The sequence below is a fragment of the Streptomyces sp. NPDC012835 genome (genome assembly GCF_042900885.1).
In the GTDB taxonomy this organism is placed as follows: Bacteria; Actinomycetota; Actinomycetes; order Streptomycetales; family Streptomycetaceae; genus Streptomyces.
Map to the genome: position 1 here is coordinate 518,928 of NZ_JBIBBW010000002.1, position 12,057 is coordinate 530,984.

Annotated in this window: 15 protein-coding genes and 1 pseudogene; 10 read left to right on the top strand and 6 right to left on the bottom strand. The window is 71.4% G+C overall.

From position 1 onward, the window contains the following. Nucleotides 1-225: 225 nt before the first annotated feature. The 3 genes and pseudogenes from ddaH to ACFY6S_RS09785 all read left to right on the top strand — a co-directional run. Nucleotides 226-1,056 (top strand): annotated as a pseudogene (gene ddaH / locus ACFY6S_RS09775) (dimethylargininase); the annotation flags it as partial. Nucleotides 1,057-1,133: 77 nt separating this feature from the next. Next, the gene (locus ACFY6S_RS09780) at nt 1,134-1,661 is read left to right on the top strand and encodes a helix-turn-helix domain-containing protein (RefSeq protein WP_388821106.1); all 528 of its coding nucleotides are present in this window, start codon (nt 1,134-1,136) and stop codon (nt 1,659-1,661) included. Next, nucleotides 1,654-2,025 carry a DUF4180 domain-containing protein gene (locus ACFY6S_RS09785; RefSeq protein ID WP_388821109.1) on the top strand — a complete coding sequence of 124 codons (372 nt, stop codon included), beginning with the start codon at nt 1,654-1,656 and terminating at the stop codon, nt 2,023-2,025. The genes ACFY6S_RS09780 and ACFY6S_RS09785 overlap by 8 nt, the downstream gene beginning before the upstream one ends. Nucleotides 2,026-2,098: 73 nt before the next feature. Here ACFY6S_RS09785 and ACFY6S_RS09790 read toward each other — a convergent pair whose 3' ends face one another. The 3 genes from ACFY6S_RS09790 to ACFY6S_RS09800 are packed head-to-tail and all read right to left on the bottom strand — an operon-like array spanning nt 2,099 to nt 2,686. After that, entirely contained in the window at nt 2,099-2,287 is a 189-nt protein-coding gene (locus ACFY6S_RS09790) for a hypothetical protein (RefSeq protein WP_388821112.1), read from the bottom strand. Further along, nucleotides 2,284-2,502 carry a hypothetical protein gene (locus ACFY6S_RS09795; RefSeq protein ID WP_388821114.1) on the bottom strand — a complete coding sequence of 73 codons (219 nt, stop codon included), beginning with the start codon at nt 2,500-2,502 and terminating at the stop codon, nt 2,284-2,286. The genes ACFY6S_RS09790 and ACFY6S_RS09795 overlap by 4 nt, the downstream gene beginning before the upstream one ends. A 1-nt stretch (nt 2,503) precedes the next feature. Continuing rightward, nucleotides 2,504-2,686 carry a hypothetical protein gene (locus ACFY6S_RS09800; protein WP_388821116.1) on the bottom strand — a complete coding sequence of 61 codons (183 nt, stop codon included), beginning with the start codon at nt 2,684-2,686 and terminating at the stop codon, nt 2,504-2,506. A 117-nt stretch (nt 2,687-2,803) separates the two neighbouring features. Between ACFY6S_RS09800 and ACFY6S_RS09805 the strand changes: the two genes are divergently transcribed. The 4 genes from ACFY6S_RS09805 to ACFY6S_RS09820 all read left to right on the top strand — a co-directional run bounded on the left by ACFY6S_RS09805 (nt 2,804) and on the right by ACFY6S_RS09820 (nt 5,222). After that, complete coding sequence (locus ACFY6S_RS09805; RefSeq protein WP_388821119.1) at nt 2,804-3,637, top strand: helix-turn-helix transcriptional regulator; 834 nt, start codon at nt 2,804-2,806, stop codon at nt 3,635-3,637. After that, the gene (locus ACFY6S_RS09810; protein WP_388821122.1) at nt 3,634-3,837 is read left to right on the top strand and encodes a DUF397 domain-containing protein; all 204 of its coding nucleotides are present in this window, start codon (nt 3,634-3,636) and stop codon (nt 3,835-3,837) included. The genes ACFY6S_RS09805 and ACFY6S_RS09810 overlap by 4 nt, the downstream gene beginning before the upstream one ends. A gap of 111 nt (nt 3,838-3,948) precedes the next feature. Continuing rightward, a complete protein-coding gene (locus ACFY6S_RS09815) occupies nt 3,949-4,077 on the top strand; it encodes a hypothetical protein (RefSeq protein ID WP_388821125.1) in 129 nt (42 codons plus the stop codon). Continuing rightward, the gene (locus tag ACFY6S_RS09820) at nt 4,074-5,222 is read left to right on the top strand and encodes a methyltransferase domain-containing protein (RefSeq protein ID WP_388821127.1); all 1,149 of its coding nucleotides are present in this window, start codon (nt 4,074-4,076) and stop codon (nt 5,220-5,222) included. Before ACFY6S_RS09815 ends, ACFY6S_RS09820 begins: the two co-directional genes overlap by 4 nt. Before the next feature lie 62 nt (nt 5,223-5,284). Here the strand turns inward: ACFY6S_RS09820 and ACFY6S_RS09825 are convergent, their stop codons facing one another. Beyond that, nucleotides 5,285-6,286 carry a small ribosomal subunit Rsm22 family protein gene (locus ACFY6S_RS09825; RefSeq protein ID WP_388821130.1) on the bottom strand — a complete coding sequence of 334 codons (1,002 nt, stop codon included), beginning with the start codon at nt 6,284-6,286 and terminating at the stop codon, nt 5,285-5,287. Between the two features lie 245 nt (nt 6,287-6,531). Between ACFY6S_RS09825 and ACFY6S_RS09830 the strand changes: the two genes are divergently transcribed. Next, entirely contained in the window at nt 6,532-7,857 is a 1,326-nt protein-coding gene (locus ACFY6S_RS09830) for a hypothetical protein (protein ID WP_388821133.1), read from the top strand. A gap of 210 nt (nt 7,858-8,067) precedes the next feature. On the opposite strand, the gene ACFY6S_RS09835 is transcribed toward ACFY6S_RS09830, so the two are convergent. Further along, nucleotides 8,068-9,480: a Bcr/CflA family multidrug efflux MFS transporter gene (locus ACFY6S_RS09835; RefSeq protein WP_388821595.1), complete on the bottom strand. Its 1,413-nt coding sequence runs from the start codon at nt 9,478-9,480 to the stop codon at nt 8,068-8,070. Between the two features lie 82 nt (nt 9,481-9,562). On the opposite strand from ACFY6S_RS09835, the gene ACFY6S_RS09840 reads away from it, so the two are divergent. Then, complete coding sequence (locus ACFY6S_RS09840; RefSeq protein ID WP_388821136.1) at nt 9,563-10,570, top strand: Gfo/Idh/MocA family protein; 1,008 nt, start codon at nt 9,563-9,565, stop codon at nt 10,568-10,570. Nucleotides 10,571-10,824: 254 nt separating this feature from the next. Here ACFY6S_RS09840 and ACFY6S_RS09845 read toward each other — a convergent pair whose 3' ends face one another. Then, nucleotides 10,825-11,316, bottom strand: a complete 492-nt coding sequence (locus ACFY6S_RS09845; RefSeq protein WP_388821139.1) for an FBP domain-containing protein — start codon at nt 11,314-11,316, stop codon at nt 10,825-10,827. Nucleotides 11,317-11,387: 71 nt separating this feature from the next. On the opposite strand from ACFY6S_RS09845, the gene ACFY6S_RS09850 reads away from it, so the two are divergent. After that, complete coding sequence (locus ACFY6S_RS09850) at nt 11,388-12,029, top strand: TetR/AcrR family transcriptional regulator (protein WP_388821142.1); 642 nt, start codon at nt 11,388-11,390, stop codon at nt 12,027-12,029. Nucleotides 12,030-12,057 lie beyond the last annotated feature (28 nt).

Here is a 12,057-nt window from a genome sequence, read left to right on the forward strand (position 1 = left end):
CCGGCACCTCCGGACGAACCACCCGAACGGTTGACAGCGCGCGGGCGCCGGGAGGCGGACCATGATTTCCACGGGCACTCCACCCACTTCACGCATTCCACAGCATTTCCACCCCGGCGCCACCCTCCCGCGCACCACCGGGCCCCCGCGCACCTCCCTCCCCTCGCACCACCGCCCCCGCGCACCGCCGACCTCCCACGTACCACCGTCGCTCGTGAGGAGCCCACGTTGCCTCGTGATGCCTCGCCCCGCCGCTACCTCATGTGTCCACCGCTGCACTTCACGGTGGCGTACTCGATCAACCCGTGGATGAACCCGGCGAAGCCGGTGGACCAGGCGCTCGCCCTCGCCCAGTGGGAGGACCTGCGCGACCGCTACCGGGCCCTCGGCCACACCGTCGAACTGCTGGAACCGCTCCCCGACCTGCCCGACATGGTCTTCACCGCGAACGGCGCCACGGTCATCGACGGCCGGGTGCTGGGAGCCCGCTTCGCCCATCCGGAACGGCACGGCGAGGCGGAGGCGCATCTGGAGTGGTTCCGCTCCCACGGGTACGCCGACATCCGCGAGCCCGTGCACATCAACGAGGGTGAGGGCGACTTCACGCACACCGCCTCGTATCTGCTGGCCGGACGCGGCTTCCGGACCAGCCCGCACGCGCACGCCGAAGCCCAGGAGTTCTTCGGCCGTACGGTGATCGGCCTGGACCTCGTCGATCCGCGCTACTACCACCTGGACACGGCCCTGTGCGTGCTGGACGACGGGTCCGACGAGATCATGTACTACCCCGACGCCTTCTCCCCCGGCAGCCGCGCCGTCCTCGCGCGCCTCTTCCCCGACGCGCTGATCGCCGAGGAGCGGGACGCGTCCGTGTTCGGCCTCAACGCGGTCGGCGACGGCCGTCACGTACTGCTGCCGCAGGCCGCCACCGGCCTCTTCGGACCCCTGCGCGAGCGGGGGTACGAGCCGATCGGGATGGACCTCGGGGAGTTGGTCAAGGGCGGCGGCAGCGTGAAGTGCTGCACCCAGGAACTACGCGAGGCGCAGCCCAGGTGACGGATTCGGAGTCCTCATCACTCCTCATCCTTCCCCATCCTCCCCCCTAGGGGCTGTTTAGGGTAAGGTTCAGCGCCATGGAGAGCGCTGAACGTGACCTGTACTCGGTCGGTGAGGTGGCCGAGCTGCTCGGGCTGCACGTACGGACCGTCCGGAACTACGTCCGCGACGGCCGGCTCAAGGCGGTCCGGATCGGCAAGCAGTACCGCATCAGCCGGGCGGACTTCGAGGCACTGACCAGCCTCCCGAGCGCGGACACGGCGCCGGGAACCCCAGGGGCTCCGGCCGCCGCCCGGCGCGGGCACGTCGAGGTGTCGAGCATCGTGCAGATCGACGCGATCGGCCCGGACGCCGCGTCCAGGCTGAGCACCTTCGTCACGGCCGGCGCGCAGGCCGAGCGGGACACGCCGGACCCACTCCGCGTCCAGACCGTCTACGACAAGGAACGAGCCCGGATGAAAATCGTGATCCTCGGCGACGCCGCCACCACGGCGACGGTGCTGCACCTGATCGACGACATACTCGAACCGGGCAACGGCATCATCACGACCGGAGCCGCCACCGGGACCGCCACCGCCGGCGGAGAGGCGGCCGACCGTGTCTGACCTCATCGCGGAGTACCACGGTGTTCCCGTGCTCGTCTGCGCCGCCGACGGCCCACCGATCGCCTCCGCGCAGGACGCGCTCGACCATCTGGTCGGCGCGGCCTTCGATCACGCGGAGGTGATCGCGGTCCCGGCGGAGCGGCTCGACGACACCTTCTTCGACCTCAGCACCGGTGTCGCGGGCGAGATACTCCAGAAGCTGGTGAACTACCGGTTCCGCCTGGTGGTCGTCGGGGACATCTCCCTTCATCTGGCGGCCAGTTCATCCCTGCCCGACCTCGTCCGCGAGGCGAACCGGGGCCGGCAGATCTGGTTCGTGCCCGACCTGAACGCCCTGGCGGACCGCCTCAAGCGGCCGGAGTAACAGGGGCGGAGTAACGGGGGGGTGGAGTAACAGGGGGCGGAGCAACAGGGGGCGGAGCAACAGGGGCGGGCCCTCATGCCGGCCCCGCCGCCTTCCAGTCGCCCGAGCGTCGGTGCGGGTGGTTACGGAGTTCGTCGTTCCAGTCCCGTACCACCCGTACGTTCCCGGCCGCCCGCGCTTCCTCACGCTGGCGGCAGAGCGCGACGCAGACGCCGCAGTCCACCGCCGGTGCGGCGTCCGGGCCCGGCGCCCGACCGGTCATGGCGCGCCCTCGTCCGTGTCCGCCCCGGCGTCCGCGGGCTCGGCCTCGGTGGGTTCGAAGTCCGGGCAGATCCTGTTGCCGCAGCGGCACGGCGGCCACTTCAGCGCGTCCCCGGGCGCGGGCTCGCCACCCTCGGGCCAGGGCCCGTACTTCGGCACGACGAGCGTCCCGTCCACCCCGAACGCGTCGATCACCGTCGCGAGCCGCCTCCGCATCTCACTGCCCTCCATCGACCAGCCCCCGCAATCCACACGCGACGCGCGCCGTCAGCTCGGGCGTCGGCTCCACGAAGTGCCGAGGCACGCTCACGGGAACCAGCCGGTGGAACAGCTCGGAGGCCGAAGGATCGGCCAAGTCGCTTTCTTCGGCGGCGATGGCCGCCGCTTTCCCGGTCGTCACAGATGCACCCCTCCGTCGTTGATTCATTACGGTCTGTGTTCAAGCATCGGCATGAGCGCCTAGGCTGAAAAGGGCTGAACACACGTCAACGGGCTTGGGGTGCAAGGAGAGGGACGTATGACGCACGACTCGAACAAGCTGGTGGGACCGGTCAGCGGAGCCGCGTACTTCGGTAACGAGGTACGGGAATGGCGGCTGGAGAGGGGCCTGAGCCAGAAGCAGGTGGGAGCGCCCGCGCAGTACGGGCAGCAGTACGTGGCGAAGGTCGAGGCCGGGGAACGGATGGCGAGCCCGGAGTTCGCGGCGGGCTGCGACCAAGTCTTCGGTACGCCAAAGATGTTCGCGCGGCTGCGGGACAGGTGCGCGCGGAAGGGCGGGTATCCGGACTGGTTCGAGCCGTACGTGCTGCTCGAACAGCAGGCGTCGGCAATCCTGGACTACAGCTCGACCTTGATCATGGGCCTGTTGCAGACCGAGGCATATGCGCACGCGATCTTCCGGAAGGCACGTCCGACCGATGAGCTGCGCGAAACAGCGGAGAAGATCGTGCGCCGGTTGAAGCGGCGCCAAATCCTGGAGCGCAGCGATCCGCCGCTGATCTGGGTCGTCCTGGACGAGTCCTGTCTACGGCGCGTGATCGGGAGCCCGGCAGTCATGGCTGAACAGTTGGCCCACCTGGTCCAGGAGGCAAAGTCCCCTCGTTTCACCCTCCAGGTGCTCCCCTACAGCTCGGGCGCTCCCGCTTGGCCTCTTTCGTTCACGCTGCTGGAATTCGACACCGATGAGCCTGATGTGCTCTACCAAGAGACGCTGGGAGCAGGCCATGTGTCCGACTCTCAGAAGCTCGTGACGAATGCGAGTCTGAAATACGATCGGCTACGCGCCGACGCGCTGTCTCCGGAAGCGTCGCTCGACCTGATGCGCGAAGTGATGGAGGACTGGAAGACATGAACACGTTTGATCTCGCCAGCGCACAGTGGGAGAAGTCCAGTCACAGCAGTGGCGAGGAAGGCCAGTGCGTCGAGTTCGCCCGTAACCTCGCCGCCACCTCCGGCATCGTCCCCGTCCGCGACAGCAAGGCCCCGACCGGCCCGGCGCTCACCCTCACCCCCACCGCCTGGACCGACTTCGTCGCCTTCGCCGCCAGGTAAACACGCTTGGCACACTCTCGCCATGTTTGGGCGAATCTGGACAGATCGAGCGGCCAGATGGGTAGCTTCAGATCGTGCAGATTGCTGTCGACGTGTCGAAGGCGAGGGACAATGACCTCCATCCTGTGCACCAGCGGTGACGACGAGGATGACAAGAAGCTTCCTGGCCGGCCCTGGCAGCCGGAAGAACCGTCGCCGGACGGCGAGGTGCCCCCCGGCGACGGAAAACACCGCAAGTGACCGGCGACGACCAAGCAGCGCCACTCAGCCCGCCCCCGGACTGGGCGTCCGCCTTCACCGCTCTGCCTCGTTCCGCGTTCCTGCCCGACCTGATGTGGCCGCACGACATGGAGACCAAGCGCAACGTCGCCGTGTCCAAGTCGGAGGATCCGGGGGCGTGGTACGCGTACGCCGGGTCGAACTCGCCCATCGTCACCCAGTGGGACGACGGCGCGCACGAAGGGGTCGCGCCGGGCAAGGTGTTCACCTCGTCGTCGTCCATGCCGAGCCTTGTCGCCTCCATGCTCGCGGACCTCGATGTACGTTCCGGTCACCGGGTGCTGGAGGTCGGCAGCGGGACGGGGTGGAACGCCGCGCTGCTCGCGCACCGGGTCGGCGCGGAGAACGTCGTCACGGTCGAACTGGACGCGGCCGTGGCGGAATCCGCGCGGGCGGCCTTGGCGCGAGTCGGGCTGCCCGTGCGAGTGGTACACGGCGACGGCCTCCTCGGGTATCCACGAGGCGCGCCCTACGACCGGACGGTCGCGACGTGCGGCCTGCGTGCCGTGCCGTTCGCCTGGGTGGAGCAGGCGGCGCCGGGCGGGGTGATCCTGGTGCCATGGGGCACGTACTTCAGCTTCACCGAAGCCACCGCCCGCCTCGTGGTCGCCGAGGACGGCCGGAGCGCCTCCGGGCCGTTCACGCAGCCGGTGAACTTCATGCGGGTACGGTCGCAGCGTCTGCTCTGGCCGGAGCACTCCGCGTATGTCCCGGCCGAAGGAACAGATGTCGCGGAGAAATCCTCGACCTCGATCACCGAGGCCGATTTCCTGGCCTCGGACACCGCCGACATCGTGAGCTTCGCCATCGGCCTGCGGTTGCGCGACTGCACGCATGTCGCCGACCGGAAGCGTGACGGGGTGCGACCGGTGTGGTTCTACGGGCTGACCGACCGGTCCTGGGCGGTCGTGGTCTTCCGGGACGGCCGGTCGGAAGCACGCGTGCACCAGTCCGGCCCCCGCCGCCTGTGGGCCGAGGTGGAAACGGCCTACCGCTGGTGGGAGAAGCACGGGAAGCCGGAGTTCACCCGCTTCGGCCTGACCGTCGCCGCCACCGGACAACGCGCGTGGCTGGACGACCCGGCCGACTCCTGGCCGGTCGGGTGAGTGCCTCCCGTCCCTTTCGGGCGTCGCCCGCGACGAACCTGGGCCCCGTGTGCACCAGGTCGTTACTCCTCGCGCGGCCAGCCCTCGCCCCACGCCACGTCCCTGGCCTCCCGGTACTGCGCGCCGTGCCGCTTGGTGACCGTCTCGCGGCGCAGCCCGTCGTCCACCGTGCACAGCTCCAGCAGGACCTGCCCCTTGCGGATCTGCGGCTTGCGGGTCACGCGCGCGGGCACCGGCCGCGCGTCGAACCGTACGGCCGCGACATAGCTGAACTTCTCGTCCTCGTACGGCAGCGAGCCCCCCTTGATCTGCCGGTGCAGGGACGAGCGGCTGACCCGGGCGGCGAAGTGGCACCAGTCGGCGCCCGGTTCGATCGGGCAGGCGGCGTCGTGCGGGCAGGGGGCGGCGACGCGCAGGCCCGCCGCGATCAGGCGGTCCCTGGCCTCGATGATCCGCAGATAGCCGTCCGGGGTGCCGGGCTCCACGATCACCACGGCCCGCGCGGCTCGCGCGGCTTCGGTGACGAGCGCGGCGCGGTCGGGGGCGGTGAGTTCCTTCAGGACGTACGAGACGGTGACGAGATCGCTCTCCGGCAGCTTCAGCTGCGCGCCGATCCTGGCCCGCTGCCAGTCGGCGGCCCGCAGCGCGGGCGCCCCGGAGGCGGCGGCGAGCTGGCGGCCGAGGGCGAGCGCGGGCTCGGCCCAGTCCAGGACGGTGGTGGTGCGGGGAACGCCCGGCCGGTCCCACACCGCGTCCGCCGCCCACACCGCCGCCCCGGTACCGCCGCCCACATCGAGGTGGCTCGCGGGCTGCCAGTCGGGCGCGGCGTCCGCGAGGGCGGCCAGAGCGGCCCGTACGGCTTCGAAGGTGGCCGGCATCCGGTAGGCGGCGTAGGCGGCCACGTCGGATGTGTCGCGCAGGACGGGCGCGTCGGTGGGGGTGGTGCCCCGGTAGTTGGCGATCAGCCGCTCGACGGCCTGGGCGGCCTGTTTGGGCGGCAGTCCTTCGAGCAGTCCCGCGAGCGCGGACCGCAGGGCTTCCGAGGTGGGGAGGGTGGCGTTCACCGACAAATCGTAGACGCGGAATCCCCGGCTCCGAACCGGTGCGGGCGCCGCCGCGGCACCCGGCCCCGCGCCGCCCCGTACCGTCGCTCGCCAGGCTTCGGGCGCCGCCGGCGGAGGAACCGGGCGCCGTGCGACGGCAAACGGACAGGGGGCTTCCGCCAGGTCCGCCGGAACCGCGGTGGCCCTGAACGCAGTTGCTACGCTACGGCCCTCAGCTGTCCGGCCAGCGCTCTTTCGGGGGGACCATGAGACAGAGGGTCGTACGGATCACCCTGGTGGCCGGGGTGATCGTGCTGGCGCTGCTGCTCCTGCTCGCGACCTGTGGCGGCAAGCAGGCGACCAAGGCCAAGGGCGCGGCGGTACCGAAGACGACGCTGTCGACCGATGTCGCCGACCGGGCGCCCCGGCTCACCGTGCCCTCCGCTTTCGACACCAAGCGCGGCTGGGACATCCCGGACGGCTCCACCGAGTACGCGATCGCCGAGGCCACCAACCGCATCGCCTATCTGGAGCGGGTCGGCGGCGAGCTGTTCCGGCTGCGGACGCTGAACCCGGCGACCGGGAAGTACGGCTGGGAGGGCGAGGCGTGGCGACCGCTGTTCGCCAACGACCGCTTCCCCCGGCTGCTCTCCGTCTCCAAGGACGGCCAGGACTACTTCGTCACGTGGTCGTACGGAAAGCTCAGCCCGCAGGCGCTGAAGGCCGCCGAGTCGATCGTCTCCCTCGACGTGTACGACGCGGCCTCCGGCTCGGTCACCCGGGTCGAGGTCCCCTGGGCGGACGCGCCGGTCGTCAGCGCGGACGGCCCCGGCATCGTGATCAGCGACGGCAAGGCGACCAGCGCGGTCGTCGACCCGGGGACCGGCGAGGTGGTCAAGGTCCCGCCGGGCTCGCTCGGTTACCCCAAGAAGTGCGGGGACTGCCGCAAGCTGACCCAGGTGCGCGCCATGACCGACAAGGGGCTGCTGGTCGGTGGCGCGCGGGGGTTCTGGGTGCGCGGCGGCTGGTACAGCGGGAAGGTCGCGCCGAAGGAGGCCGATCCGGCGTCCGGGGTCCCCGCCTCGATGGCGGGCGGCTATCTCCTCGCCAAGTGGCAGCCGAAGAAGGGCTCCAAGGACACCCGTACCCACGATCTGTGGGTGGTGCACGATGTGGCCGAGGGCAAGGCCGTCGTCCAGGTCCGCTGCCGCAAACCGGCGATCAAGCCGGTCGACGACCCGCCTCTGATCACCTCCCCCGGCGGCCATTTCCTGATCTCCGGGCGGCTCGCCTTCGATCTGGACGAGAAGAAGGGGTACTGCTTCGAGGAGTCGGACGGCACCGAGCCGCTGACCCTGACGAGTGTGTCGGACGACGGCACGGCGTACGGCGCGATCAGCGCCCGCAGCACGGCGGACGCGATGGCGGGCGGCGGCAGGCCGGTCCGGGTGGACCTGAAGAACGCGGCGCCCGCGCCGCTGGCGGCCAATGTCCGGCTGCCCAGCTCCGAGACCATGGGGGTCGGTCTCTTCCGCTGGACGGACGGCAGGTTCAGGACGCACCTGATCGGATATCCGCGCCGCGAGAACTGAGCGCGCGGGAACCGAGCGCGCGGGAACCGAGCAGCCGCCGCCCGGGCCGGAGGCCCCGGCCGGGGCGGCGTGGGTACGGGCGCGGGCGGCGTGGGTTCCGGCGCGGGCGGCGTGGGTTCCGGCGCGCCCGCGCGGACCGTCGGGCCCTGCTGAGACCGTCGGGCCCCGCTCGGACCGTCAGGCCCCGCTCGGACCGTCGGCCTCCGCTCCTCAGGCCGTCGGGCTCTGCTCCATCGGACGCTGCGGCTGCCACGGCCGTACGAGGCCCAGGAAGCAGCCGAGCGCCCCGAGCGCGCACACCAGCTGCACGACCGCCATCGGCACCGCCGTGTCCTCGCCCGCGATCCCGACGAGCGGCGAGGCGACGGCACCGACGAGGAACGACGCCGTACCGAGGAGGGCCGAGGCCGAGCCCGCCGCGTGCGGGGTCCGCATCAGCGCCGAGGCGTTGGTGTTGGGCATCGCGAGCCCCATCGCGGACATCAGCACGAACAGCCCGGCGGCCACCGGGAAGAGGCCCACAGAGCCGAAGACGCCGCTCGTCATGAGCAGCAGCGCCGCCGCCGCGAGCGTGATGACCACCAGCCCGAAGCCCAGCACCCGGTCCATGGCGACCCGGCCGACGAGGATCTTGCCGTTGATCTGGCCCACGACTATCAGCCCGATGGAGTTGACGCCGAAGAGCAGGCTGAAGGTCTGCGGCGACGCGCCGTAGATCTCCTGCACGACGAACGGCGAGGCCGAGATGTACGCGAACAGCGCGGCGAAGGCGAGCCCGCCCGCCAGCATGTACCCGGCGAAGACCCGGTCCGCGACCAGCCCCCGCATCGTGCGCAGCGCCTGGCCGACGCCGCCGCTGTGGCGCTTCTCCGGCGGCAGGGTCTCGTGCAGCCACTTCCAGACGACGAAGGTGAGCGCGATACCGATGACGGTGAGGACGAGGAAGATGCCGCGCCAGTCCGTGACGCGCAGGACCTGTCCGCCGATCACGGGCGCGATGACGGGCGCGACGCCGGAGATCAGCATGAGGGTCGAGAAGAAGCGGGCCATCTCCACGCCGTCGTAGAGATCGCGCACCACCGCCCGGGCGATGACGATGCCGGCCGCGCCCGCGAGCCCCTGGAGGAGCCGGAAGGCGATGAGGAGTTCGGCGTTGGGGGCCAGCGCGCAGATGGCGGTGGCGAAGACGTAGACGAACATGCCGAGCAGCAGCGGCCGGCGCCGTCCCCATCGGTCGCTCATCGGCCCGACGACTATCTGGCCGAGCGCCATGCCCGCCAGGCAGGCGGTGAGGGTGATCTGGACGGTCGCGGCCGGTGAGCTGAGCGAGCGGGTGACCTCGGGCAGAGCCGGGAGGTACATGTCCATGGAGAGCGGCGGCAGCGCGGTGAGCCCGCCCAGTACGAGGGTGACGAGCAACCCGGCGCGGCGCGCGACGGTGGGGTCGGCCGCGGCCGGTGCCGCCGGCTGTGGCGGGCCGGAGGGTTGCCGGGGCTGCCGCTGGTCCGCGAGCGGTGGGGTGGCCGGACGACGCTGTCCCGGCTCCTGTCCCGTCTCCCGCCTCGTCTCCGTGTCCGCTTCGTGGGCTGTGTGTCCTTCGGTGGTTCGGCCGCCGTCCGGCATCCATATCTCCATGAGTCGTTGAATCCGCACCTATGCTCTCAGCTCAGCCGGAGTCGTCCAGACCTTTTCCGATGGAGGAGCCATGACCAGGGAACCGATCGCCGGGGACCGCCCCGTGCGCTGGGGCGTGCTGGCGACGGGCGGGATCGCTCAGCGGTTCGCGGCCGACGTGCGGGAGTTGCCGGACGCGGAGATCGTCGCGGTGGCCTCGCGGGGTGAGGCGTCAGCGCAGGAGTTCGCGGGACGGTTCGGGATTCCGCGCGCCTACGGGGAGTGGGCCGCGCTCATGGCCGACGAGGAGGTGGACGTCGTGTACGTGGCGACTCCGCACTCCGCGCACCGGGCCGCCACCGGGCTGGCGCTCGCGGCCGGGAAGCCGGTGCTCTGCGAGAAGGCGTTCACGCTCAACGCGCGGGAGGCCGGGGAGCTGGTGACGCTGGCGTGGGAGCGGGACCTGTTCCTGATGGAGGCCATGTGGATGTACTGCAACCCGGTCGTCCTGCGGCTGGCCGAGCTGGTGCGGGACGGGGCGATCGGTGAGATCCGTACCGTGCAGGCCGACTTCGGCATCCAGGGCCCCTTCGCCGCCGGCCACCGGCTGCGTGACCCGGCCCTCGGTGGCGGCGCCGTGCTGGACCTCGGGGTCTATCCGGTCTCCTTCGCCCATCTGCTGCTGGGCGAGCCCGACCGCGTACAGGCCGACGCGCTGCTGTCGCCGGAGGGCGTCGACCTGAACACCGGGATGCTGCTGGGCTGGGAGACCGGCGCGACCGCGCTGCTGTCCTGCTCGGTGACGGCGGGCACCCCGGTGACGGCGACCGTGACGGGCACGAAGGGCCGCGTCGAGGTCCCATCCGGCTTCTTCGGCGCGGACCGCTTCGTACTGCACCGGGACGGCGCCGAGCCCGAGGAGGTCACGGCGGACGGTGGTCTGCGGGGGCTCCAGTACGAGGCGGCCGAGGTGATGCGCTGCCTGCGGGCCGGGGAGACGGAGTCCGCGCTCGTACCGCTGGAGGGGACGCTCGCGGTGATGCGGACGCTGGACGCGGTACGGGAGCGTATCGGCGTGCGCTACCCGGCGGACGGCTGAGGGCGCACCCGGCCGGTACGGACGGCTGAGGGCGCGGCGGGCGCGGGGGCACGGGCGGGCGCGGCGGGTGCGGGCACGGCGGGTGCGGCGGCGCGGGCACGGCGGGTGCGGCGGCGCGGGCATGGCGGGTGCGGCGGGTGCGGGCACGGCGGGTGCGGCGGATACGGGCGCGCGGGGCGCCCGGGCCGCGCGCGTCTCACCGGTGACCGTGTGTCACGGCCCAGGTGTCGCACCGTCACGTGTCTCGTGTCACGTCACGCGGTCACCTTGGCGACGAACGCGGCGACGTTCGCCGCGGTCCGCTGGATCTTCTCGTCCAGGGTGAGCGACTCGGGGAGCCGCGCGCCCGCGCCCGCGTGCTTCTTGCCCCGCACATACAGCGAGCAGGCCAGGTCGTCGCATATGTAGGCACCGACCGAGTTGCCCTGCTGCCCGGCCTTCCCCGCCTTCGGCGCGACCATCAGGGACACGCCGCCGGTGTGGGTGGTCAGACACATCGAGCACATGGCGCGCCGCGTCCCCGCGGCGGCGCCGGCGGGGCGGCGCAGCGCGAGGCCGCGCGGCCGGCCGTCCAGCACGGTGACGAGGTAGGCGCGGCCCGGGGACTGCGGGTCGCGCCAGCCCAGGTAGTCCAGGTCGTCCCAGGGCCGGTCGGTCAGGTCGCGCGGGACGGCCAGCCGTTTGGCCTCGCCCTTCGTGCAGTTCACGAAGGCGGCACGGATCTCTCGCTCAGTCAGCGGGTTCATACACCGCACGCTAATTTGCCTAAAGGTCTTAGGCAAATTAATAATCGGTTCTGTCGAGAGAGGTGATGGGTATGGCCTACGCGGGTCTGAGTACGGAACGTCTGACCCTGGCCGGGGCGGAGCTGGCCGACGAGGTCGGCTTCGACCGGGTGACGGTCTCCGAGCTGGCCAGACGCTTCGACGTGAAGGTCGCGAGCCTCTACTCGCACGTGAAGAACTCCCAGGACCTCAAGACCAGGATCGCCCTGCTCGCCCTGGCGGAAATGGCCGATCTGCTGGCCGCCGCCCTCGCCGGGCGGGCCGCCAAGGACGCCCTGACCGCTTTCGCGAACGTGTACCGCGACTACGCCCGTGAGCACCCCGGCCGCTACGCCGCCGCACAGCTCCGGCTCGACCCGGAGACGGCTGCGGCCAGCGCGGGCGCCAGGCACTCCGGGATGACACGGGCGATCCTGCGCGGCTACGACCTGACGGAGCCCGACCAGACGCACGCGGTCCGGCTGCTGGGCAGCGTGGTCAGCGGTTACGTCGGCCTGGAGTCGCAAGGGGGGTTCAGCCACAGCGCCCCCGACCCGGAGGTGTCGTGGTCCAGGATCCTGGACGCTCTCGACGCGCTGCTGCGGAACTGGCCCGCGCCCGAAGCCGAGCCCGCGCCCGCGCCCGCGCCCGAAGCCGAGCCCGAGCCCGCGCCCGGAGAGGAGTCGGCGCCCTGAGCTGAGCGCATTGAGCCGATCCCGCACC

Coding starts and splice junctions, on each gene's coding strand:
- ACFY6S_RS09830 (WP_388821133.1), top strand. CDS start 6,532: ATGAGACAGAGGGTCGTACGGATCACCCTGGTGGCCGGGGTGATCGTG.
- ACFY6S_RS09845 (WP_388821139.1), bottom strand. CDS start 11,316: ATGAACCCGCTGACTGAGCGAGAGATCCGTGCCGCCTTCGTGAACTGC.
- ACFY6S_RS09835 (WP_388821595.1), bottom strand. CDS start 9,480: ATGCCGGACGGCGGCCGAACCACCGAAGGACACACAGCCCACGAAGCG.
- ACFY6S_RS09815 (WP_388821125.1), top strand. CDS start 3,949: ATGACCTCCATCCTGTGCACCAGCGGTGACGACGAGGATGACAAGAAG.
- ACFY6S_RS09805 (WP_388821119.1), top strand. CDS start 2,804: ATGACGCACGACTCGAACAAGCTGGTGGGACCGGTCAGCGGAGCCGCG.
- ACFY6S_RS09780 (WP_388821106.1), top strand. CDS start 1,134: ATGGAGAGCGCTGAACGTGACCTGTACTCGGTCGGTGAGGTGGCCGAG.
- ACFY6S_RS09850 (WP_388821142.1), top strand. CDS start 11,388: ATGGCCTACGCGGGTCTGAGTACGGAACGTCTGACCCTGGCCGGGGCG.
- ACFY6S_RS09790 (WP_388821112.1), bottom strand. CDS start 2,287: ATGACCGGTCGGGCGCCGGGCCCGGACGCCGCACCGGCGGTGGACTGC.
- ACFY6S_RS09840 (WP_388821136.1), top strand. CDS start 9,563: ATGACCAGGGAACCGATCGCCGGGGACCGCCCCGTGCGCTGGGGCGTG.
- ACFY6S_RS09795 (WP_388821114.1), bottom strand. CDS start 2,502: ATGCGGAGGCGGCTCGCGACGGTGATCGACGCGTTCGGGGTGGACGGG.
- ACFY6S_RS09810 (WP_388821122.1), top strand. CDS start 3,634: ATGAACACGTTTGATCTCGCCAGCGCACAGTGGGAGAAGTCCAGTCAC.